Origin of the sequence: Acinetobacter bouvetii DSM 14964 = CIP 107468 (assembly GCF_000368865.1) — a bacterium.
GTDB classification, from domain to species: Bacteria; Pseudomonadota; Gammaproteobacteria; order Pseudomonadales; family Moraxellaceae; genus Acinetobacter; species Acinetobacter bouvetii.
Map to the genome: position 1 here is coordinate 209,789 of NZ_KB849727.1, position 22,506 is coordinate 232,294.

Annotated in this window: 20 protein-coding genes; 2 read left to right on the top strand and 18 right to left on the bottom strand. The window is 44.7% G+C overall.

Annotated features, from left to right (window positions below; translation table 11 throughout):
• Positions 1-32: 32 nt before the first annotated feature.
• The 10 genes from F941_RS07990 to F941_RS08035 all read right to left on the bottom strand — a co-directional run bounded on the left by F941_RS07990 (position 33) and on the right by F941_RS08035 (position 13,729).
• Entirely contained in the window at positions 33-1,259 is a 1,227-nt protein-coding gene (locus F941_RS07990) for a molybdopterin molybdotransferase MoeA (RefSeq protein ID WP_005009913.1), read from the bottom strand.
• Positions 1,259-2,182 (bottom strand): bifunctional molybdenum cofactor biosynthesis protein MoaC/MoaB, encoded by a 924-nt coding sequence (moaCB, locus tag F941_RS07995; RefSeq protein ID WP_005009914.1) that lies wholly within the window; start codon positions 2,180-2,182, stop codon positions 1,259-1,261. The genes F941_RS07990 and moaCB overlap by 1 nt, the downstream gene beginning before the upstream one ends.
• A 60-nt stretch (positions 2,183-2,242) precedes the next feature.
• Positions 2,243-2,785: a molybdenum cofactor biosynthesis protein MoaE gene (locus F941_RS08000; protein ID WP_005009915.1), complete on the bottom strand. Its 543-nt coding sequence runs from the start codon at positions 2,783-2,785 to the stop codon at positions 2,243-2,245.
• A 4-nt stretch (positions 2,786-2,789) separates the two neighbouring features.
• Positions 2,790-3,056 (bottom strand): MoaD/ThiS family protein, encoded by a 267-nt coding sequence (locus F941_RS08005; RefSeq protein ID WP_005009916.1) that lies wholly within the window; start codon positions 3,054-3,056, stop codon positions 2,790-2,792.
• Position 3,057: 1 nt separating this feature from the next.
• Positions 3,058-4,110 carry a GTP 3',8-cyclase MoaA gene (moaA, locus tag F941_RS08010; protein WP_005009917.1) on the bottom strand — a complete coding sequence of 351 codons (1,053 nt, stop codon included), beginning with the start codon at positions 4,108-4,110 and terminating at the stop codon, positions 3,058-3,060.
• Between the two features lie 226 nt (positions 4,111-4,336).
• Positions 4,337-4,963, bottom strand: a complete 627-nt coding sequence (mobA, locus tag F941_RS08015) for a molybdenum cofactor guanylyltransferase (RefSeq protein WP_005009918.1) — start codon at positions 4,961-4,963, stop codon at positions 4,337-4,339.
• Positions 4,960-7,752 carry a nitrate reductase gene (locus tag F941_RS08020; RefSeq protein ID WP_005009919.1) on the bottom strand — a complete coding sequence of 931 codons (2,793 nt, stop codon included), beginning with the start codon at positions 7,750-7,752 and terminating at the stop codon, positions 4,960-4,962. Before F941_RS08020 ends, mobA begins: the two co-directional genes overlap by 4 nt.
• A 236-nt stretch (positions 7,753-7,988) precedes the next feature.
• Positions 7,989-9,617: a nitrite reductase small subunit NirD gene (gene nirD, locus F941_RS08025; RefSeq protein WP_005009920.1), complete on the bottom strand. Its 1,629-nt coding sequence runs from the start codon at positions 9,615-9,617 to the stop codon at positions 7,989-7,991.
• 138 nt (positions 9,618-9,755) lie between these two features.
• Positions 9,756-12,302 carry a nitrite reductase large subunit NirB gene (gene nirB / locus F941_RS08030; protein WP_005009921.1) on the bottom strand — a complete coding sequence of 849 codons (2,547 nt, stop codon included), beginning with the start codon at positions 12,300-12,302 and terminating at the stop codon, positions 9,756-9,758.
• A gap of 47 nt (positions 12,303-12,349) precedes the next feature.
• A complete protein-coding gene (locus F941_RS08035) occupies positions 12,350-13,729 on the bottom strand; it encodes an MFS transporter (protein WP_005009923.1) in 1,380 nt (459 codons plus the stop codon).
• 437 nt (positions 13,730-14,166) lie between these two features.
• On the opposite strand from F941_RS08035, the gene F941_RS08040 reads away from it, so the two are divergent.
• Complete coding sequence (locus tag F941_RS08040) at positions 14,167-14,754, top strand: ANTAR domain-containing response regulator (RefSeq protein WP_005009924.1); 588 nt, start codon at positions 14,167-14,169, stop codon at positions 14,752-14,754.
• Between the two features lie 3 nt (positions 14,755-14,757).
• On the top strand, positions 14,758-15,747 hold the full coding sequence (locus F941_RS08045; RefSeq protein ID WP_005009925.1) for an ABC transporter substrate-binding protein: 990 nt from the start codon (positions 14,758-14,760) through the stop codon (positions 15,745-15,747).
• An 80-nt stretch (positions 15,748-15,827) separates the two neighbouring features.
• Here the strand turns inward: F941_RS08045 and F941_RS08050 are convergent, their stop codons facing one another.
• The 8 genes from F941_RS08050 to F941_RS08085 all read right to left on the bottom strand — a co-directional run bounded on the left by F941_RS08050 (position 15,828) and on the right by F941_RS08085 (position 22,417).
• Positions 15,828-16,673 (bottom strand): DUF4116 domain-containing protein, encoded by an 846-nt coding sequence (locus F941_RS08050; protein ID WP_005009926.1) that lies wholly within the window; start codon positions 16,671-16,673, stop codon positions 15,828-15,830.
• Between the two features lie 70 nt (positions 16,674-16,743).
• Positions 16,744-17,772 (bottom strand): 4-hydroxy-2-oxovalerate aldolase, encoded by a 1,029-nt coding sequence (gene dmpG, locus F941_RS08055; RefSeq protein WP_005009928.1) that lies wholly within the window; start codon positions 17,770-17,772, stop codon positions 16,744-16,746.
• A 1-nt stretch (position 17,773) separates the two neighbouring features.
• Positions 17,774-18,742: an acetaldehyde dehydrogenase (acetylating) gene (locus F941_RS08060; protein ID WP_005009935.1), complete on the bottom strand. Its 969-nt coding sequence runs from the start codon at positions 18,740-18,742 to the stop codon at positions 17,774-17,776.
• An 11-nt stretch (positions 18,743-18,753) separates the two neighbouring features.
• Positions 18,754-19,548 (bottom strand): 2-keto-4-pentenoate hydratase, encoded by a 795-nt coding sequence (locus F941_RS08065; RefSeq protein WP_005009936.1) that lies wholly within the window; start codon positions 19,546-19,548, stop codon positions 18,754-18,756.
• Positions 19,549-19,712: 164 nt separating this feature from the next.
• Positions 19,713-20,249, bottom strand: coding sequence for a VOC family protein (locus tag F941_RS08070; protein WP_005009937.1), 537 nt, complete (start codon positions 20,247-20,249; stop codon positions 19,713-19,715).
• An 11-nt stretch (positions 20,250-20,260) separates the two neighbouring features.
• On the bottom strand, positions 20,261-20,476 hold the full coding sequence (locus F941_RS08075; RefSeq protein ID WP_005009939.1) for a ferredoxin: 216 nt from the start codon (positions 20,474-20,476) through the stop codon (positions 20,261-20,263).
• Between the two features lie 36 nt (positions 20,477-20,512).
• On the bottom strand, positions 20,513-21,010 hold the full coding sequence (locus F941_RS08080) for an aromatic-ring-hydroxylating dioxygenase subunit beta (RefSeq protein ID WP_005009942.1): 498 nt from the start codon (positions 21,008-21,010) through the stop codon (positions 20,513-20,515).
• Entirely contained in the window at positions 21,011-22,417 is a 1,407-nt protein-coding gene (locus F941_RS08085; RefSeq protein ID WP_005009944.1) for an aromatic ring-hydroxylating oxygenase subunit alpha, read from the bottom strand.
• Between the last annotated feature and the right edge of the window lie 89 nt (positions 22,418-22,506).

A 22,506-nucleotide genomic window follows, 5' to 3' on the forward strand; every position in this document is an offset into this window, starting at 1 on the left:
AATATCAGTTGAATAACTTGAATACATGGTTGTTAAATAAAAATACCTTGAACAATTTGTCCAGCTTCAATCTTATCTCCTGCTGGAATGCGCACTAAGCAATTGGCTTGCATTAAATTACTCAGCATATGCGATTGCTGCTTTGCCAAGCTTTGAACTTTTAACTTTGCCTGATCAAATTGCACTGACATTCTCAAAAAACGCTCCCTTGCATCAGCTTTCAAATCATGGCTCAGTTCGGCGCTAAACCATTGCAAAGACGATGCTTGACCTTGGAATGCGTCCAATAAAGTTGAGGTATAGATTTGCATACCGACATAAACCGCAGCTGGATTCCCTGGCAAACCCAGTAAGTAACAGCTGGTTTGATCCGTTTTTTGAAGCTCGGCAAAAAACATCGGTTTACCCGGTTTCTGTTTAACTTTCCAAAAAATTTGCTCAAAACCTAAATCTAAAGCCACAGGGCGAATAAAGTCATAATCGCCAACAGACACACCGCCTGTGGTAAGAATCAATTGATAATTTTGACTCAAATCAGCTAATAATGTTTTTACGGCTTGTTCTGTATCAGCAACATGGAAAATATCCACCGTTTGATTACGCTGCTTAAACCATGCTTGAATCAAAGGTGCATTGGCATCGAAAATCTTACCCGAAGCAAAATCTTCAACTGTTTCCGCGACTTCATCCCCAGTAATCACCACGGCAACTTTTGGATATTGAAAAACCTGAATTTGTTGAATGCCTGCCATACTCAATGCAGCAATTGCGCCAACAGTCAGCTGTTGCCCTTTCTCCGCAAGACATTGTCCAACTGAAATTTCTTCACCAATATCACGGATATCCGCATGTGATTTTAAAGTCTCTGAGATTTGAATCGTTTGGTTTTCAAGTGTTTTAACTATTTCCTGTCTGGCAACGGTGGTCGTTCCATTAGGAATCTGAGCGCCTGTAAATATTCGAACGGCTTGACCGTGTTTTAATTCAAACTCAGCGGATTGCCCTGCTCTAATTTCACCGATCAATGCAAAAGTTGCATCAGCTTGAATCACATCATCCGCATGTATGGCATAACCATCGACTGCGCTTTGTGAAAACATCGGCAGATTAATATTCGAATAAACATTTTCCGCCAAATAACGATGTAATGCTGAATTTAAATCAATGATTTCAACACCCAAAACTTGGGTCCGTTGTTGAATCAATGACAATGCTTGATCAATTGAAATCAAGCCAGGTTCTGCGCCACACGCTGACATTATTGATACCCGCCTGCATGAGGAATATTGTTTTGCACATCAAAAAGATGAACCAAAGCTGGCAAAATTGCGGTTAACGATTCTTTTGCACCTTGGCGGCTGCCCGGCAACGTAATCACCAAACTGTTGTCAATATAGCCTGCCACACCGCGGCTGAGCGCGGCATAAGGCGTGCGTTTTTGCCCAAAGCTGCGTGAAGCCTCCATTAATCCAGGAATTTCGCGCTTCAATAGCGGCTGAATCGTTTCCACAGTTAAATCTTTAGGGCCCAAGCCCGTGCCGCCCACCGTTAATATCAGTGGATAATGATTTTTCTGCTGCTCAATCAGCGCCAATAACTGCTCTGGGCTGTCTGGAATCACTTTATAATCAATGTTTGTGAAGTTTGCGTCCTGTAAAATTTCTAAAACATTGTGCCCCGCTGTATCTGGTTTTTTACCTGCTGCGACAGTATCTGAAAGCACAATCACCGATGCTGGCATGGCTTCTTTCAGTACGCGGGTGAAGTGCGATTTACCGCCTTTTTTCTTCTGCAGCTTCACTTGGTCTAGGCATAAATCTTCCGGCTCACAATGCGGTTTCAGCATATCGTACAGAGTTAAACCCGCAAGGCTGACGGCTGTTAAAGCTTCCATTTCTACCCCTGTTGGGCCAATGGTTTCAACAACGGCAATAATTTCCACATGCGCATCAAACAATTCGTATTCGACATCTGCACGGTAAATCGGCAATGGATGGCATAAAGGAATCAGTTCATCGGTACGTTTTGCCCCTAATATGCCTGCTATGCGCGCAGTTTTCAGCGCATCCCCTTTTTCAGTATTGCCGTTGCGCAGCAGTTCAATGCAATGAGGCGGAGCATGCAATATGCCTGTTGCTACTGCTGTGCGGTAACTTTCCGCTTTCATCCCTACATTTTTCATTGCGCTCTTCCTGCTTTGTTTTGGCCATTTTGCTTAGATTGATTATTGAAGTCACATAAATTACAGATGCCACTGGTAAATATTGACATTGAGCTGCTCGGTGCGCTGTATAAGCAGATCATTATGATCATGGCTGCAATGCTGATGTGATGAGTACTCATCATGATCTTTACGGATACAGCAGCCTTCTACATATTGGCTGGAACCATCCATATAAAACTCTTCTTTCCAGACAGGCACTTCATGCTTTACCCGCTCTACGGCTTCTTCGCAAGCAGCAAATGCTTCGCGGCGGTGCGGTGCATAAGCTACCGCAATAATGGCGGTATCACCAATTTCTAAAGCGCCAATACGGTGCACAACCCGCACATATGAAACAGCGTGTTTAAGCTGGATGTCCTGTTCTATTTGGCGGATCATTTTTTCCGCTACGGGCGCATAAGCTGTATATTTCAGCGCTTTAACGGCCTTTCCTTCATGATGATTGCGCACAGTGCCAATAAAAATACCGATGCCGCCGCATTCTGGATAGCAATCAATGCCATCAAAAATCTCTTGCCCGAAAGCATGCGCCTGCACGCGTGAAAACTGCTTCAACTCCATATCATCAGCCCCCTGCAACTGGCGACAGCAAGACCAATGTGCTGTCTGAGGTTAAAACGGCATTGCGGTGAACAATGTCTTCACCCACTGCACAGGCGCAACGTTCCAGTAAGCTTTGGGCTGATGGATATTGCTGAATAATTTGATGCAATACCTCTGAAACAAAGCTATCTGTTTCGCACTGCACATTGAGGTCATGCGGCAATTGGCGTTCAATGGCGCCATAAGATTCAATTTTGACTGTTATAGGGTTAATGAATTGTTCTTCCATATTAACCTCCGATCATATGCATGCTGATTTTTTTGGAATTTTGGCTCAGGTTTTGATGGCTGTTTTGCTTTTCCTGAATGGCATGAAAGCCTCGCTCTTTGGACCAAATATAGCTGTTCAATACTGTTTTCAGCTCAGTATCTGAGCGAATTCCTCCTTTCATCAGCTGTTGGAGATGCTGTTTTAATGGCATGCCTTGAGTTGAAAATAAGCAATTAAAAAATTCACCCTGCGCATTTAAGCGCAAGCGGTCACAGGTTCCGCAAAATGAATTGGTAATGGTTGAAATGATGCCTATGGGCATGCCATCAACCGTATATGTACGCGCTGGATGAGCCCCTTGCCCTTGCAGTGTGTTCACTTCAAAAACTGAAGCCAGCTCATCCAATATTTCTTGTTCACTTACAATGCTGTCTTTAGTCCAATTTTGATCGCCGTCCAAAGGCATAAACTCGATAAACCGCAGCTCTACATTTACGGTTTTTGCCCAATAACTTAAGGGCAAAATTTGCTTTTCATTGAAGCCTTTGATGAGAACGGCATTGATTTTAATTTTAAAACCGGCCTGCTGAGCCGCTTGAATGCCTTCTAAAACGGGCTCTAAATGTTTCTTGGTCAGCTCAAAAAACTGCACTGGGTCTAAACTGTCTAGGCTGATATTTACATCATCCAACCCTGCCTGTTTTAAAGCACTGGCGTATTGTTTTAGATAATGCCCATTAGTGGTCATGGAAATCCGCTTTAAGCCATAAGCGCGCAACACCTGCAATTGCGCCACAAAATGCACGACACCGCAGCGCATTAATGGTTCACCGCCAGTTATGCGGATTTGCTCAATGCCATGTTTCACCATAAATTCACAAAAACTGAAAAGTTCTTCAAAACTCAATAAATCATGTTTTTTCATCCATTCCGGATGCTCAGGCATACAGTAAACACATTTAAAATTACAGCGGTCAGTCACGGAAATGCGCAGCTTGCGCTTTTCCCGCCCAAACTGGTCTTGGAAAGCCGGGAACAGATTATCTCGCTGTAAAGTTGTCATGCTGTTCATGTCAATGGTCCATAGCTTCTGCGCTGTCTTTGCGCATTGCGAAACTGCTTCAATACAAAATGTACGATTCGATGATCAATAAATTGCAAAAAATGTTCCAACTTTGCGCATCTTTCACGCCTTTTATATATTTTTTTAAATCTTCTAAATTATTGTGATTTTTTAATGCATAAACTCTATTCAGATACGCTGTACGCTGTGCATTCCATTTTTAGGCCTGTGGAATTTAAAGCAACTGAAGCTGTTTGTGCTGCTGCAGTTCATCTAAAGAGTTAATGCTGTGAAAAAACAGTGCATTATTTTTAAAACGTGCCACTTGCGGGTGCAAATCTGCAAAACACTGCCTTAAACTGCGCTGATTTTGCTCAAGGTGCTGAATTAATGTCGGCAAACTGCTCCGTTTTAATAAACAAAATGGATACAGCGCACGGTCATTGATTTCAACAATAGCGACCCCGCAGTTAGGGTCTTGCTGCATGGCCTGATGCAGCCGTGAAAATACCTTTTTAGGAATAAAGGTCACATCACAGGGCACGAACAGCACATAATCCGATTGCACATGCGTCCACGCACTTTTTATTCCCATCAGCGGCCCTTGAAAGCCTGTTGCCTCATCTTCAAAAAAGCCAATCGACGGAATCAGCCGCTCATAAATAGAATGATCTCGATGGCTGTTGACCCATACCTTGGTTGCGCGTGATTTTAACTGCTGGTGAATTTTAATCAGTTGAATTTGATCATCAAATTTTTGCAGCAATTTATTGATGCCATTCATGCGGCGCGCCTGGCCGCCCGCCAAAATCACGACTTCGGTTTCTGGATAAGTCACAGGTTTGAATATTGTTCTTTTCATTCAATAGCCTCCGCTTGACATGCTTTGATCAAACCACGAATTTCAGGCAAACATGAACCGCAATTTCCGCCCGCTTTTAGACATGCGGTGACTTGTTTTTCATTGCTGATATTTTTTTCTTTAATAGTGTCAATAATTCGATTTTTACCCACTTTGAAACAGCTGCACACCAATGGCCCTTCACTATTCCCCATTGACATCGCTTGTCCGGCAAGCAACGCTTTTCGGTGCATGGCACTCAATCGTTCACGTTTAAACAGACTGGCTACCCAATCACGATCAGGCAATAAAGCCTTCGGAGCAATATACAAACTCGCAATCAATTGGCCATCTTGCAACACCACACTATGGCTGATATGCGCAGTTTGATCTTCAAGATTGAGCCATTCAAAACTCTCATCTTCAAAAGGTAGCAGTTCTTTTAAGTGCTCTGTCGTTTGAGTAAAACGGCGGCGGTCTGCCAACTCATAGCGCACCGCTTTGGCGGTTTGAATCTTTGTCCACCACACGGTATTTTCAATCGGTTCTTTAACGATATGCTCAAAGCCTTCACGCACATAGAACACCCCCTGCCATTGGGTATAAAAAGGATGAATCATCACAGGAGTATGTTTAAATTCAGGTTCGCCTGAAATTGCGTCCACTACAGGATTGACCACTTTGCCAATCCGCGCATCAGAAGCGAATTGATCATTCCAGTGAATCGGCGCAAAAATCTGTCCACGGCGAATATTATCGCTAACAACTGCACGCAGTACACAGTTGCCCCATGCGGATTTAATTTCAACCAATTCACCGTCTTTTAAACCATATTTCAAGGCATCATTAGGGTGAGTTTCACAGTACGGTTCAGCTTTATGCGTACTTAAATTGGCCGATAAGCCTGTACGGGTCATGGTATGCCACTGATCACGAATCCGCCCTGTATTGAGAATAAGAGGATATTCACGATCAGTTGGATGCACAGGATCTATTGCCGTCGTTGCAATGAATTTTGCCTTGCCATCAGCATGGCTAAACTGCCCTTGTGCAAACAGTTGCGCATAAGCGCTTTCACTTTGCCCTTTTTGAATGAGTGGCCATTGCACAGGTTCAAGATCGTGATACTCAGACTCTGAAAGATCAGTTAAACCACTGAGATTGAAATAGCGGAAGTTTTCCACTTCAGAACGTTTTGAAATGTCTGCATTTTGGAAAGCAGAGAGCTGCGCATGTTCTTTGAAAATATTATGGCTATTTTCAAACTCAAAACCGCTAAAACCAAGCTTTTTCGCGACTTGAGATACCGCCCACCAATCGGCTTTGGCCAGTTCAGGCTCCGCTAAAAAAGCACGCTGTCTTGAAATACGGCGTTCAGAATTGGTTACTGTGCCGTCTTTTTCACCCCAACCAAGTGCGGGTAACAAAACGTCCGCATATTGCGTGGTGTCGGTATCCTTGCAAATATCTGAAACCACGACAAATTCACATTTATCTAGGGCACGTTTGACCTGATCTGCATTGGGCAAACTCACCACGGGATTGGTTGCCATAATCCAAATGGCTTTAATCTTGCCACTTTCAACTGCTTCAAAAAGATCCACTGCTTTTAGACCAGCTCGTGTGGCAATGGTTGGGCTGTGCCAAAAACTTTTCACCAGCGCTTGATGTTTTGAATTATCCAAATCCATATGCGCTGCCAGCATATTGGCTAAACCGCCGACTTCACGTCCGCCCATGGCATTGGGTTGACCTGTCATGGAAAATGGCGCAGCACCCAATTTACCAATTTTCCCTGTGAGGAGATGAGCATTGATAATGCTATTGGCTTTATCCACACCACGAGAGGACTGATTCACCCCCATGGAAAATAGTGTCATCACCTTCTCAGTTTGGGCAAATTTCTCAAAGAAAAGGTGCAGTTTTTCCAGCGAAATACCTGTTTTCGCAGCAACTGCTTCAATGTCTGATTCAGGCTGAGAACTTTCTAATAAAGCATCCAAACCTTGAGTATGGCTTTGAACAAAAGATTGGTCGGCATGACTATTTTGATATAAATACTGTAGCAAACCATTGAATAATGGGACATCTTGACCAATCAAAATTGGCAAATGCAAATCGGCAGCTTCACAGGTTGCAGTAAAACGCGGGTCGATCACCACCACGAATAGATCTCTTTCTTCTTTGGCTTTCATAATGCGTTGATACAGCACAGGATGACACCAAGCGGTATTTGAACCAACCAAGACCACCATGTTAGTGTGTTCAAAATCATTATAACTAGCAGGAACGAGGTCTTCCCCAAAGGCACGTTTATGCGCTGCTACCGCAGAAGACATACACAGCCGCGAGTTAGTATCAATATTTGCAGTGCCTAAGTAGCCTTTGACGAATTTATTCACCACATAATAATCTTCAGTCAATAATTGCCCTGAGACATAAAAGGCAATGCTGTCACGACCATATTGCTCAATACATTGTTGAAATTTATTGGCGATGAGATCCGTTGCGGTATCCCAATCTGTTGCTTGGCGAGTATCTAATGCTTGTGTTTTACGCCCCAGCATTGGCTGCAAGATACGCGTTTCTAAGCCCACGGTATCTGCTAAATTACTGCCTTTGATACAAAGTTTGCCGTAATTGGATGGATGATTGACATCACCAACCACCGTTACTTTTTGCCCGAGTACAGTTTCTTCTACTGTTGCAGTGACACCACAACCTACACCACAGTAAGGACAGGTGGTTTGAGTCACTTTGACTTTATTTTCTGTGGAGCTGTGCAGTTCCATTACAGGGATACTATTCATTGTCTGCTGTGCTCCTTATTCCAAATCTAACGAGGTGTTGCTCTAATTTTCAATAATATTGATTAAATGCCACAAACTTTTAATCCTCCCTAACCCTCCTTTGAGAAAGGAGGGAACTTCAATACCTAAATTATTTTAGGATGAGGATATTCCTCTCTTTAAAAAGAGGGGGAATAGAGCTCCTCCCTTTTCCAAAGGGAGGTTGGGTGGGATTTACCTAAAAAATAAAGATTTCCTCACCCTGCTTTCTTTAAAGCAAAATCCTTACCAAAGAGCAATTTATTACGAATACTACCAATAGCAGTTTGATCCGAAATCAATTCTGCATACCAAGCTCCATCCTCAGTGTCGCCAAACAACACCGCACCAACGACCTTATCTTTTTGAATAATAATGCGTTTATAGATTTGACGCTTTTCATCATTTAGAATGATATCTTCAAAGTCTTCAGCAGGTTCAGCACTTTCTAAGTCAATACGGCCCGCAGAAAACACATCGCAACCGCTCACCTTCAGTTGCGTCGGTACAGTAGGCGCTTTGAACGTTAAACTGCCGTGCTCGGCCAAGTGCGAAGCACAAATAAAAGCTTGTCCCCACAACGGCTCAACCAATCCAAAGGTTTGGTTACGATGTTCAATACATTCCCCCACAGCATAAATACTTGGGTCATAGGTTTGCATGGTGTCATTGACCAACACACCACGGTTACAGCGCAAGCCTGCACTTTGCGCCAATGCCATATTTGGACGAATACCTACGGCAAAAACCACAAGATCTGCATCTAATACTGTGCCATCTTTCAAGCGAACTTGTTTGACATGCCCATTGTCATCGGCAAGCAAAGCTTCAGTATTGGCTTCAGTAATAATTGAAATGCCTTTTTGCTCAATGCTATGACGCAGCATTTGGCTCGCTTTGGCATCCAACTGACGCTCCATGATGCGATCCATCAAATGCAACACGGTGACATTCATGCCACGTTGTTTTAAACCATAAGCCGCTTCTAAACCGAGTAGTCCGCCACCAATCACCACAGCATTTTGCTTGGCTTTGCAGTAATCCAGCATTTTATTGACATCATAAATGTCACGGAAGCTAATGACACCGTCAAGATTTGCCCCATTGACAGGTGGAATGAACGGTTTAGAACCCGTCGCCAAAATAAGGCGGTCATAATCCACCATTAAGCCTTTTTCGGTATAAACTTGCTTACGTGGACGATCAATACGCACAGCTGGATCACCCGCAATAAAACGAATATTTTTATCGCTATACCATGCATGCGGATGCAGCATAATATCATCGATGGTTTTATCGCCTGACAGGACTGGCGAAAGCATAATGCGGTTGTAGTTGCCCCATGGCTCTTCACCAATCACCGTTACGTCATAACGATCAGGCGCCATGTCCAATAGATCTTCTAAACAACGCATTCCTGCCAAACCATTGCCCACCAAGACCAATTTCATTTTTTCAGTAGATGGCGCATTATTGGTAATATAGGTTTTTTGCGGTGTCGGGCTGATAAAAACGCGACCATTTTCAATCTTGCTTGGGAAAACCAAAAGCTTTTGATCTTTATCTTCTAAGCAACGCCCTGTCGCCAAGCTGAAATGCTGCTTATAAATTGGAGACGCAACTACACGTTCGCCTTGTAAATCTCCGATAATGCCACGTGACATCACAAAAGCTCTGCTAAACGGGTCTTGGTTGCTCAGCGCATACACTCGTTTTTCTGAACCGACACGGAAAATTGCAATTTGCTGTTCATCGATCAAAGTCCCCACGCCTGTATTTGGCGTAATATCATCTAATGCACACACATCTAACCAATTTAAATCATTCATATCTTTAAAAACTGTCATCTTTATTATCCTTTTCCAACTTCTTTTATTCATTCTTACCCTCATTCGGTTTCTCCCTGAGCTTGGTTTTAAGCACTGCTTTAAAACCAAGCGTAAGAGAAAAAGTGGAGGAGAATAAAAAGTTTTACCTTTATAAAATTACGCCTCAACCACTGGGATGCGACTCACATCGCGCTCAGCTTCTGTTTTTGGGCGAATTTGCCCACGAACCTCAGCAAATTGAATATGCGGATCTTGCTGCTGTTCTGCTTTGGCATTGATAAATGTCACGAAGCGTTTGCGAACTTCAGGATCTTCAACCGCCGTGCGCCATTCATCTTGGTAAGTGCCAACGACATGGCTCATACGGCGCTCAAGTTCTTCAGCCACACCTAAAGAATCATGTACGACAACATCTTTGAGATAATCTAAGCCGCCTTCCATGTTGTCACGCCATACCGAAGTACGCTGTAGGCGGTCTGCCGTTTGGATATAGAACATAAAGAAACGGTCGATATATTTGATTAAGGTTTGCGTATCTAAGTCAGAAGCGAGAAGCTCTGCATGGCGCGGCTTCATCCCGCCATTACCGCACACGTATAAGTTCCAGCCTTTTTCTGTTGCAATCACGCCGACATCTTTACTTTGCGCTTCTGCACATTCACGGGTACAGCCTGAAACTGCCATTTTCAATTTATGCGGTGAGCGTAAGCCTTTGTAACGGTTCTCGAGGAAAATGGCTAAACCCACTGAATCATCTACACCATAACGGCACCATGTGCTGCCGACGCATGATTTCACCGTACGCAAAGATTTACCGTAAGCATGCCCTGACTCAAAACCAGCATTGATCAGTTTTTCCCAAATTTCAGGAAGCTGATGCAGTTGCGCACCAAACATATCAACTCGTTGACCACCTGTCAGTTTTGTGTACAAACCATACTCTTTGGCAATTTGACCGACAGCAATTAAGCCGTCTGGTGTGACTTCACCGCCTGCCATACGAGGTACGACGGAATAAGTGCCATCTTTTTGAATATTGCCCAGATAGTAATCATTGCTGTCTTGTAAGCCTGCGTGACTTGGTTTTAGTACAAAGTCATTCCAGCACGATGCCAAAATATTGGCAGCTGTCGGTTTACAGATATCACAGCCTAAGCCATGGCCATGCTGTTGAATGAGATCATCAAAAGTTTTGATTTCATTCACACGAACCAAGTGATATAGCTCTTGGCGTGAGTACGCAAAGTGCTCGCAAATATGGTTATTGACTGTCACACCTTGACGCTGCAATTCAGATTTGAGCACTTGTGTAACCAACGCCGCACAACCGCCACAGGCCGTTGCCGCTTTTGTGCATTTTTTCAGTGCACCGAGAGAAGTTGAACCCTCTTGAATTGCCGAACAAATATCGGCTTTAGACACGTTGTTGCATGAACAAATCGTTGCACTGTCAGGAAGTAAATCCACACCGCTGCCACCCGATTTTACACCTGATTGTGCAAAGCCTGGCATGATGAGGCTTTCAGGATTCTCAGGAATGTCCAATCCATTCAGCATCATTTGCAATAAGTCATTGTACTCTTTGGCACACCCCACCAAGACTGCGCCAAGCAATTTGGTTTTTTCTGCATTCACCACGATCTTTTTATAGATCATGGCATCTTCATCAGCAAAGAAATAACTCAAAGAATCAGGTGTCATCGCATGCGCATCACCGACTGATGCCACATCCACACCCATAAGTTTCAACTTGGTGCTCATGTCTGCACCAGCAAACTCAGTACAGCTTTGCTCAAGGACATGCTTGGCAGCAATACGCGCCATGTCATAACCCGGAGCCACTAAACCGTAAATTTTATTTTGCCATAATGCGCATTCACCAATCGCGTAAATGTCAGCATCAGACGTTTGGCAATAATCATTGATCGCAATACCGCCACGCTCACCAATGGCTAAACCGCTTTGACGCGCCAATTCATCGCGCGGGCGAATCCCAGCAGAAAATAGAACAATATCGGTTTCAAGTTCAGAACCATCCCCAAACTTCATCACATGTGTGGCATTGACGCCGTCTTCAATACATGATGTTGCTTTTTGGGTATGGACTTTCACCCCTAGATTTTCAATTTTAGAGCGTAAAACTTTACCGCCTAAATCATCAATTTGAACTGCCATTAAACGTGGCGCAAATTCAACCACATGCGTTTCCAAATCTAAATCTCGTAATGCTTTTGCAGCCTCCAGCCCCAGCAAACCGCCGCCAATCACCACACCCGTTTTGGCATTTAAACTTGCCGCATGGATTGCATCCAAGTCTTCAATAGTGCGGTAAACAAAGCAGTTTTGACGGTCATTGCCCGGAATTGGCGGAACAAAAGCATACGAACCTGTCGCGAGAACCAATTTATCGTATGCAATGACTTCGCCATGATTAGTGGTGATCAATTTATTCACTGTATCAATTTCAGTGGCTTTGGTGCTGAGGCGCAGATCGATTCCGTAAGCATCGGCAAAGTCTGTGCGGCATAGCGTCAAATCCTTTGCCGATTTACCTGTGAAATATTCTGTTAAATGCACACGGTCATAAGCAAGGCGAGGTTCTTCTGCCAAAATCGTGATTTCAACCTCATCACCTGCATGTTCCAAAACTGATTCAATGAATTTGTGGCCGACCATACCATGACCAATCATGACTAATTTCATTGCAAATCTCCTCAATCTTATATTTTGCTTATCTTTCAAATAACGGCTTATGCGATGTTGTTGTGTTGAACACTGGCGGCTGCACCTTGCTCAAGGCGGTGACGCTCTTGAATGGCTTCTTCATACAGTTTTTGTTCTTTCTCTTTATGCTCTACTGAAAAGCGGATCATCAGGACGAAACTCGCTGCAATCACCACCAAGCCGCCTAAAATCATCAATGTGGTTTGAATATCCAGCATCCCCTTGAGAAGGAAACCTGCTGCTACCGCGCCGACGTTACCGCCTGCACCGATAATGCCTGCCACACCGCCTAAAGCGTCACGGTCAATGAACGGAACCAACGCATAAGTCGCACCGCATGCCATGTGAGTACACAGTGCAAATACTGTCATTGCGAGAATGGCATACATCGGCGCATTCATTTGCGAGAATACGATCAGGAAGAAGCCTTCCATTAAGATCATGAGGAACAAAACTTTTGTACGGCCATCCAGGCCTTTCTTAGTTGCGACTTTATCTGACACAATGCCGCCCAAAGCTCGGGCAAACAGTGCCAATAAGCCGAAGATCCCTGCCGCCATTCCCGCTTCTTTTAAACCGAAATTAAAGTGGTCGACGTAGTACATCGCAATAATGTTATGAATGAAGATTTCAATCCCGAAACATGCTGCATAAGCGCCGAACAAAATCCATACCCGGTAGTTGCGCGCTGCAGTCATTAAAATCGCCATGCCGCCTTTTTTATCTGAACCTACGGATACACCCTGTGCACGAAGCTCTTTAAAGTTGCCTTGCGGCGCATCTTGGGTAAATTTCCAGTACATGCAACCCACGATGATCATCATGATGCCGGGAACCAGCAAAGCAATTCTCCACCCCAGTGTTTTTTCAACACCAAACATAACGATCGCGCCCAGCAATAAAGGCATTAAGGCTTGAGTTGCGCCGCCGCCTGCATTTCCCCAGCCTGCTGTGGTTGCATTGGCAGTACCCACCACATTCGGTGCAAACATGATGCTGGTATGATATTGCGTGATGACAAAGCTTGCGCCGATTGCGCCAATCAATAAACGGAAGAATAAGAAGGATTCATAACTGTTGGCAGACGCTACGCCAAATACAGGAATTGCGCCAAGGATCAATAATGCCGTATAGGTTTTACGCGGACCGTATTTGTCACACAAAGGGCCGACGATCAGTCTGACGATAATGGTGATTGCCACTGCGGCAATGTTAATGTTGGCGATTTGATCTTTGGTTAAATGAAACTCACCTGCAATGACCGGCATTAACGGTGCGCAGGCAAACCAAGCGAAGAAGCAGACAAAAAATGCGAGCCAACTCATGTGGAAGGCCCGCATTGCTGCTGAAGTAAAATTAAATAGACTTATTTTTGTCGCTTTATTAGCATTTAAATTTGAAGACATAACCTTCTCCTGACTGAACTGAACGCATGTAGTACTCTGCTATGCCGCTAATGCATATCAGAGCCGATCAGAACGGACGTCGTTGGCCGTCTTTCAAATTTTGCAAGTCTTCTTTGACTTGCTGGTAATAAAGCATTGTTCATGCCAACTTTTAAAAATTAATGGATTTTTTTAGTTTTGCAGTATTTTAAAGTACAGTTTTAATGAATTTCCCTGCCTAAAGAGATGGGAAACATCAGATCTGCAGCTTTCTTTCTGCTGCGCGGCCTGTTTTGATTGAAAACTGCATAGCAACGATGCAAGACGCATCAAGATGGTGCAATGAGATGAAAATACGCTCAGTACAGCCCTTAAAGTGACTGTATCTATGATTGTAAGTTGGCATCTAAATTGCTTGCATGCGCATAGTATATGTCAGGATAGACCTGAGTCTTTGCATGCCAAAACTAAAAATCGCCTTAATCGATGATGATATTGAACGGGCCTCTTTTATAAAAGAATCATTAATCGAGCATGGCTTCGAGGTTACAGCCTGCCTGTTAATTGATCATTTAAACAGTACCGATCTGCAACAGCTGCATGCAGATGTCATTTTGCTGGATATGGATCATCCGCATCGCGATATTATTGAAAGCTGCGTCAGCCAGTTTGATCTGCCGACGGTGCTGTTTACCAAAAATTCGCATAAAGACACCATTAAAAACGCCATAGAAGCGGGTGTCACTGCCTACATTGTGGATGGGATAGACCCAGAGAAACTGGAAAGCATTTTAGAAATTTCAATTGAGCAATTTAAAAAGCATAAAAAACTTCTGAAAGACCTCAACGAAACCAAATGCAAATTGGCAGACCGCAAAGATATTGAAAAAGCCAAAGTACTGCTGATGCAGATGCATAAGATTGAAGAAGAACAAGCCTTTACCTTATTAAGAAAAAATGCGATGAGCCACCGTATGACTATGGGTGAAATGGCCAGGCGGCTGATTGATGCCCAAGCCCTGCTGCAGTCACAATTTAAGGAATAACGCATGAATACGCTGGAAAAAACCGACATTCAATTAGGGTATATTCCTTTACTGGACTGTGCCGCAATTCTCTGGGCGCAGCATCAGGGCTATTTCAAAGCGCAAGGCCTGAATGTCACTTTAGTTAAAGAAGCGTCTTGGGCTAGCCTGCGCGACCGCTTAGCCTTTGGAATTTTAGACGCTGCGCATTGCCTGTCTGCAATGCTTCCCGCGGCTGCAACCGGCGATGACCAGTTAGGAATTCCATTGCAGACCTCTTTAGTGCTCAGCACCAATAAAGCCTTTATCAGCCTAAGTCAAAAACGGTGCTATGAACTGCAGATTTCTGAACAAGATACGCCCAAAGAGTCTGCACAAAAAGTTGCCGAAGCGGTCAACAGTGGCGCAAAAATACAGCTGGCGCATGTCTTTAAGCAATCCATTCATCATTATTGCCTGCGTGAGTGGCTGGCTTTAGCTGATGCGGAGCTGGCTAGAAATTATCATTTAGCTACCCTGCCGCCGCCGTATATGGTCGATGCCATTTCTGCGCAGCTGATTGATGGATTTTGTGTCGGTGAACCTTGGAATATTCAAGCGCAAATTCAAGGCTACAGCCAAGTTATTGCAGACAGTAAACAGATTATTCCTGAAGTGGCGGATAAAGTTTTAGCCACAACTCAGGAGTGGGCAAAACAGCATCCAAATACCTTAAAAGCTATTGAAACTGCTATTCAGTTGGCGCAGCAGGATTTGCAAACCCTGCAATCATTGGATGACGTGTGGCAGATGCTGGTATGCAGCGACGTTATCCGGTTTAACTGCTCGCCTTGGGTGCATGTTGATAAATTTTATAAAATACAGAAAATTATCCGTTCATTTGGTGTGCAGGATGCCGTAAAGTCCAGTGATTTTGAATGGATTATGCAGCAAATGCGCAAATGGGATGACTTGGAGCTTGGGTCTGATCAGATCAAAATAATTGCAGCGCAATGTACAGGTAATATGATTTAGCGCTGCATAAAATCAGATTTACCAAGTGAAGGGCTGAATGCTGAATAAAGGCGGCATGATTATCTTCAGCTTTTTTCATTTTAAGGCAAATACCTTTTATTCTTCTCATCGAGCTGTAAAGCCAGTGCGCAGATGCTTTGCGTTTTAAACCTGTGCGGAATATATTTAAAGCTCAGTGGATTTGTCCGCAATGCAGCCTGCAGCAATGTTTCAGAATAATAATCCAAAAACTGAATAACATTGGGTTTATGCATGATGGCTTCCAACCAAAGCGCTTCATCTGCATGTTTCAGATATTGAATGGCATAAGGCCGAATCTGCACAGCTAAGCTGCACAAGGCTTTGCTGGGCTGTTCAATAAATTGAATCACCATAGGATTCAGTTCTACGGCAATCATCTTCATAAGATCATTTGGCGCTTTAATATTTTGGATTGCCAACCCATTTTTCTTAATGGCTTTCACACATAATTCATTGGTTTGCTGCTTCACATATTTTATGGCAAGCGGATGAGCCCGTATGGCCGCCTCACAAATTTCCAGGCTTTGATTTTTGACATATTGTAAAGCAAAACCATTTTGCCTGACGGCCGTCAAGCAGATTTCAGCATTTGGAAACAGGACATGCTTCAATGCCAAGCCTTCATTTTTTACAGCTTGCAGAATAATTTCTGCAGAGGGTTCACGGATGTATTGCAGCAAATCGCCATTTTGTTTCACAGCCAGTAAGCAAATTTCCGGAGTTTGCTTGTTGACGAATTTAATTGCCCGCGGATTCTGACGCACCGCAGCTAAACACAGTACTTCAGTCTGTTTTTCTATATATTGCAGATATAAACCGTTTTCTCTTACCGCTTCAAAATTATTTTCATCCGATGGGTAATAAAGCGCACGTAATTCCATTTCAATACCGCTTTTATCAATCATATTTCTCTGAATAAGATGTCTTTCAGCCATAGAAAGACGGCAGAGATGCAAAAGTATCTCTGCCAGCTCATTATGCAGTTGGTTTCTCTTTCAGCATATTCAGCGCGACATCTACAATCATGTCTTCCTGACCGCCAACCATACGGCGTTTGCCCAATTCCACTAATATATTGAATACTGATAAACCGTATTTCTGCGCAGCGGTTTCGGTATGGCGTAAGAAGCTTGAATACACCCCTGCATAACCAAGCGCTAAGGTTTCACGGTCTACGCGGACTGGCCGTTCCTGCAATGGGCGGACAATATCTTCGGCAGCATCAATCAACTTTTTCACATCACAGCCATGGTTTAATCCCATACGCTGCACCGCGGCGATAAATACTTCCAGCGGCGCATTGCCTGCTCCTGCGCCCATGCCGGTCAGGCTGGCATCAATGCGGTTGCAGCCATGCTCGAGCGCCACAATACTGTTGGCAACACCTAAGCTTAAATTGTGATGCGCATGCATACCGGTTTCAGTTTCTGGCTTCAACACATCTTTCATGGCCTTAAAACGCTCAGCAATATCATACATATTCATTGCGCCGCCTGAGTCCACCACGTAGATGCACTCTGCGCCATAGCTTTCCATCAGCTTGCCCTGCTGCGCTAAGCCTTCTGGCGTGTTCATGTGGCTCATCATCAAGAAACCAACCGTGTCCATGCCCAATTCACGCGCATATTCAATGTGCTGCCTAGATACATCTGCTTCGGTACAATGTGTTGCCACACGCACTACGCGCGCGCCTGCATCATAAGCCGCTTTTAAGTCATGAATGGTGCCAATGCCAGGTAATAGCAATGTCGCCACTTTGGCATGCTTGACTTCACTGGCTACCGCTTCTATCCACTCTAGGTCGGTATGTGCGCCAAAGCCGTAGTTAAAGCTGGAGCCTTGCAGGCCATCTCCATGCGCCACTTCAATGCTGTCGACACCTGCCTCGTCTAAAGCGCGTGCAATTTGATGGACTTGGTCTAATGAATATTGATGACGGATGGCATGCATGCCGTCACGCAAGGTCACATCAGAAACATAAATTTTACGCTGCGGATCAATCATTTTATGCTCCTTCTGCTGTTATGGAGTTTGAATTTAATTGTTGATTAAGATGGGTTTCAGCGAAGCGTTCAGCTGCCGCCAGCGCTGCACTGGTCATAATGTCCAAATTGCCTGCATAAGCAGGTAAGTAATGCGCTGCGCCTTCGACTTCTAGGAAGATTGACACTTTTAAACCTGTGAGTTTGCCTAGCCCTGAGATATTCAAAGGACGGTCTGCACCAAATTCTTCAAACTGAACTTCCTGCTTTAAACGGTAACCCGGTACATAAGCATGTACCGCATCTGCCATTTCTTTGACTGATTGACGGATCGCCTCTTGATCTGCTCCCAATTCTGCAAGGCAATACACCGTATCACGCATGATTAAAGGCGGTTCTGCAGGGTTCATAATGATGATGGCTTTACCTTTTTGCGCACCGCCGACTTCTTCAATCGCTTTAGATGTAGTTTCGGTAAATTCATCAATATTGGCACGCGTACCTGGCCCTGCAGATTTACTCGCGATTGAGGCAATGATTTCGGCATAGTGCACTTTGGCAATACGGGAAACGGCTTTCACCATTGGAATAGTCGCCTGCCCACCGCAAGTCACCATATTGATATTCGGCGCATCCATGTGCTCATCTAGATTGACTACAGGCACCACATAAGGGCCAATCGCAGCTGGAGTCAGGTCAATCACCTGAATGCCATGCTGCTGCAACACGGCATTATGATGTGCATGCGCGCCTGCAGAGGTCGCATCAAAGACAATCTTAATATCTTTAAAGCATGGCAGTTTCAGTAAGCCTTCTACACTTTCTGCGGTGGTTTCAAAGCCGAAACGCGCTGCGCGGGCCAAGCCGTCAGAGTTTGGATCAACCCCGACCATCGCGCCCATTTCCACAAATTTGGCATTGCGCATGATTTTAATCATCAGATCCGTGCCAATATTGCCTGAACCGATGATGGCGCTTTTAATTTTTGACATGTTGTTTTTCCTTATACATTCGACGGCGCAAAGACAGCCGTGACTGAACCAAAGCCGTCTATCTGCACCTGAAATTCATCACCTGGATGTGCCGCAACCATAGGCCCTAAAGCGCCCGTCAGCACCAGATCCCCTTTTTGCAAAGGACGGCCACGCTTGACCATTTCATCCGCCAGCCAGACTGCAGCATTTAAAGGATTGGCTAAGCAGGCTTTGCCTATGCCTTCCGATACCACTTCTCCCGCGCGGGTCATCTGCATTTTGCAATTGACCAAGTCCACATCTGCAAGAGATACAGGCTGTGAACTGAGTACATAAGCCGCTGATGATGCATTGTCTGCAACCGTGTCTAAAAGCGAGATTTTCCAGTTTTCAATGCGGCTATCCACCACTTCAATGGCCGCCAAAGCATAGTCAGTGGCGCTGATAATGTCGGCATAAGTATGCTGGGCTTGTGTCAAATCAGCTTTCAGCACCAAAGCAATTTCCGCCTCAACCTTTGGCTGAATCAGTTTGCCTGCAGGAATCGCTTCGCCATCTCCATAAGCCATGTCGGCGAACAGCATGCCAAAATCTGGAGAATCCACACCCAGCTGTTTCTGTACAGCCACTGAAGTCAGGCCGATTTTTCGGCCCACTAAACGGCGTCCGCTGTTTAAAGAACGCTCGGTATTGAGGTCTTGAATCGCATAGGCATCATCCACCGAAGCTTCTTCGCCCAGTTCTGCTCGGATCGGAGCAATGGCTTGTCTGGATTGCTCGGCATCAAATAGTGCCTGTGCAAAATGTTCCGCAGCTTGTGGCATGGTGATCATCCTTATTCTTTATGCGCTTGGCAAAATTTAGGCAACGTGAACCCCTAAGCAGTTAACGCTTATTTCATTATTGATTGGGTTATTGCCGCAGTTTGACCGCGTTTGAGATTTTAAAAATTCCAGCCGCTGAGGACAGCTGGAATCCTAAAACTGTTTTAGTCGGTAATGCTGACGTTTTTACCGCTTTTTAATTCAGCCATGCGGTCGTTCAATTCGCCATCCACATAATAAAGCTCTGTGAAACAGCCGATTTGATCACGGGTATCAAAATAGGCCCAGCGGCAATTGCCGAATGGCCCTTCAAAGAAGCCTGCCATGGCTTTTTTGATGCCTAAATCAGTGTAATGCTGTTCAGCCTGCGCATATTCTTTGGCGTCTTTTTGACGGAAGCCGATGTGATGCGGGCCTTTGCCTTTATCATCCAGCCAGTCTTTATACACGCTTTGACCGCCATCATGGCGCGCCAGCTCAATTAAAGTCTCACCGGCAAAGCCATAAGCGCAACTGAACTGAAAGTCACCCGGTTGGCCGTAGTACTCTTTTTCCTTTTGCGTTTGCGATAAACCTTCCGCAACGTTCCACACTTCCACGCCATTGGTTTTACTGAAAAAATCCATGGCCTGCTGCAAGTCTTCCACCACAAAACAGATTTGATCAAAACGCTTGCTGAGCATTGCATTGACTTGTGACATTTAAATGCTCCTTATGCCGTTTCTAAAATGCGAAAACTGATCGCTTGAGCTGGACAAGCACTGGCCAGTTCTTTAATTTCATCTTCACGGTCTAAATCCACCATATGCAGCTTAAGCTGTGCCACTTGACTGCCTTGCGGAATTTCAAAAATATCCTCAGACATTAGGCACATACCGTAACCTTGGCATTGTTTACTGTCTAAAATGACTTCAATTTTCTGTGTCATGAGATTTCATCCTTAAATCAAATACGGTGTTGTTTTTTATAAAAATACGCCAAGGTTGGGTGTACGCAGCACCGCTTCAGTCAATACCGCTTTGCGCTTCAGCAAACGCGCGCCTTGATCTGTGATTTTTAAAGTATCCACGCGGCGGTAAGGAATGATATCGCCCTGCTCGTCATGGCCGCGCTGGCGGTACATAATGGTTGCGCTATGCACATTCACCACATCTGCTTGCTCAGTCGGTTCGATCATCACACTGCCGATAACACGCAGCGTTCGTGATGGCGGAACTTCCGCCCATGCCTGACCAGACGCCATGCGGTCAATACGCACTTTGATGTGCGCCTTTGTATCTAATATGCGGTACGCATTCCCTGGGAATTCGTCTTTATAATGAAGTGAGCTGATGCGCAGCGGCACTTCATAGACAATTTCATCATCCAAAAGCGCAAACCATTCGTCAAAACGGCGCTCATCCAACAATAGCGCTTCTTGCGCTAAAAAGTTATGTACAGTTTCGCGAGTTGTAAAATCCATTTATGCCACTCCTTTTTGCTGCGCATTTTCATCCGCTAGGCAAGTTTCTTTGGCTTTTTTGCCTTCACGCATTTCTTTTAACCAGCGGCGCCAGAAGCCAATTTGGCAGTATTCGCCATAAATTGATGGATGGAATTCACCTGGGCCTTTCCACTCAGGGTCTTTCCCCAATTGCTTTTGGCTATAGTGCAAATTTACTTGCTCTTTACGCATCCACGGGCTTTGCGCGCCTTTGGCAATACCTTCCCAAACTGCGGTGTCATCTGCTTCAAAAATACCGCCTGAACCGAAAGCATATTGCCCAGCTGCATAAGCTTTTTCTGCATAGGCTTCAGGTACAAAGCTGAACTCAAACTCGTAATTCCACAGCTCCATCACACCCGGCGCAACAGGCTGCCACATGCGGATATTGGTAAATGGAATGGGCATTTCACCCGGTGCAGGCGGATGTGGCAGACGCATATAGCTGAAGTTCGGGAAAATCGTGCCAATCGTTGGCGGCACTTCTTTGATCATTTTAATTTGAACTTCATCTAAATTTGAAAGATCAAAATTGGCTTGCAATTCTGGCGGATAACCCCAGTTCGGCAATGGAATACCCACCATGCCAGACAAATCATGTCCAATAAAGCTGTTGCCGTTGCCAAAGTCGTAACCCGAAGCATGTGTGCTCACTTGGTTCACGCTTGGAATAAAGCCTGAACTGGCTGCTGATAAATGGGCTGTACTCACGTGATAAGCATCACCGCAGAAGTTTTCTGCGCCGCTTTTCCAGTCTGCTTTGACTTGGAAGCGTTCAGGCTCTTTCAGCAGACGCACACCGTCTGGATGAATACCGAAAATAGCATCTAAAGCCCAAACGGTATCGCCTAAGTATTCACGTAATGGCGGCACATCTTCATTTAACGATGCAAAGATGAAACCGTAAATGCTTTCGACTTTGGCTGCGCGAAGAAGTCCCCACTCTTTCGCGTCCAGCTTGCCGCCATAAGCATCTTTCATGTGCGGCGCGCCCATCCAGTCGCCGTTGTTTTTATACACCCAGCCATGGTACGGGCATTTGAAGCTAGAGGCATTGCCTTTATCGTTATGACATACTTCTGTACCACGGTGACGGCAATGATTCAGCAGCACATTGATTTTATTTTCGCTGTCACGGGTCACAATGACTTTATCTAAACCTAAGCGGCGCAGTACATAGTCACCCGAATTTGGAATTTCAGTTTCATGTGCAATAAAAATCCAATTGCGGGTATAAATGCGCTCCATTTCTGCACGGAATACCGCATCATCATTAAAGATATCAATCGGCAAAAAGCCTTTATTGATGCTTGCCTCAACGCGATCACATAAATTGTCTACGTAATCTTCATCACTTCCTGCTGTCACTTGAATGTATTTGAACATGTGACTCTCCTTCCATTTTTGTTATGCCTGCCTGGCGGTCAGATCAAAAACTGATCTGACAGTAAATTCGCTTGGTACTTAAAATGTTA

Excerpts from the sequence above, each read along its gene's own strand:
- F941_RS08045 (WP_005009925.1), top strand. The coding sequence starts at position 14,758 with ATGAATACGCTGGAAAAAACCGACATTCAATTAGGGTATATTCCTTTA.
- F941_RS08050 (WP_005009926.1), bottom strand. The coding sequence starts at position 16,673 with ATGATTGATAAAAGCGGTATTGAAATGGAATTACGTGCGCTTTATTAC.
- F941_RS08065 (WP_005009936.1), bottom strand. The coding sequence starts at position 19,548 with ATGCCACAAGCTGCGGAACATTTTGCACAGGCACTATTTGATGCCGAG.
- F941_RS08085 (WP_005009944.1), bottom strand. The coding sequence starts at position 22,417 with ATGTTCAAATACATTCAAGTGACAGCAGGAAGTGATGAAGATTACGTA.
- F941_RS08035 (WP_005009923.1), bottom strand. The coding sequence starts at position 13,729 with ATGTCTTCAAATTTAAATGCTAATAAAGCGACAAAAATAAGTCTATTT.
- F941_RS07990 (WP_005009913.1), bottom strand. The coding sequence starts at position 1,259 with ATGTCAGCGTGTGGCGCAGAACCTGGCTTGATTTCAATTGATCAAGCA.
- nirB (WP_005009921.1), bottom strand. The coding sequence starts at position 12,302 with ATGAAATTAGTCATGATTGGTCATGGTATGGTCGGCCACAAATTCATT.
- moaCB (WP_005009914.1), bottom strand. The coding sequence starts at position 2,182 with ATGAAAAATGTAGGGATGAAAGCGGAAAGTTACCGCACAGCAGTAGCA.
- F941_RS08000 (WP_005009915.1), bottom strand. The coding sequence starts at position 2,785 with ATGGAGTTGAAGCAGTTTTCACGCGTGCAGGCGCATGCTTTCGGGCAA.
- F941_RS08080 (WP_005009942.1), bottom strand. The coding sequence starts at position 21,010 with ATGGATTTTACAACTCGCGAAACTGTACATAACTTTTTAGCGCAAGAA.
- F941_RS08060 (WP_005009935.1), bottom strand. The coding sequence starts at position 18,742 with ATGTCAAAAATTAAAAGCGCCATCATCGGTTCAGGCAATATTGGCACG.
- F941_RS08040 (WP_005009924.1), top strand. The coding sequence starts at position 14,167 with ATGCCAAAACTAAAAATCGCCTTAATCGATGATGATATTGAACGGGCC.
- F941_RS08075 (WP_005009939.1), bottom strand. The coding sequence starts at position 20,476 with ATGACACAGAAAATTGAAGTCATTTTAGACAGTAAACAATGCCAAGGT.
- mobA (WP_005009918.1), bottom strand. The coding sequence starts at position 4,963 with ATGAAAAGAACAATATTCAAACCTGTGACTTATCCAGAAACCGAAGTC.
- nirD (WP_005009920.1), bottom strand. The coding sequence starts at position 9,617 with ATGACAGTTTTTAAAGATATGAATGATTTAAATTGGTTAGATGTGTGT.
- F941_RS08020 (WP_005009919.1), bottom strand. The coding sequence starts at position 7,752 with ATGAATAGTATCCCTGTAATGGAACTGCACAGCTCCACAGAAAATAAA.
- moaA (WP_005009917.1), bottom strand. The coding sequence starts at position 4,110 with ATGAACAGCATGACAACTTTACAGCGAGATAATCTGTTCCCGGCTTTC.
- F941_RS08070 (WP_005009937.1), bottom strand. The coding sequence starts at position 20,249 with ATGTCACAAGTCAATGCAATGCTCAGCAAGCGTTTTGATCAAATCTGT.
- dmpG (WP_005009928.1), bottom strand. The coding sequence starts at position 17,772 with ATGATTGATCCGCAGCGTAAAATTTATGTTTCTGATGTGACCTTGCGT.
- F941_RS08005 (WP_005009916.1), bottom strand. The coding sequence starts at position 3,056 with ATGGAAGAACAATTCATTAACCCTATAACAGTCAAAATTGAATCTTAT.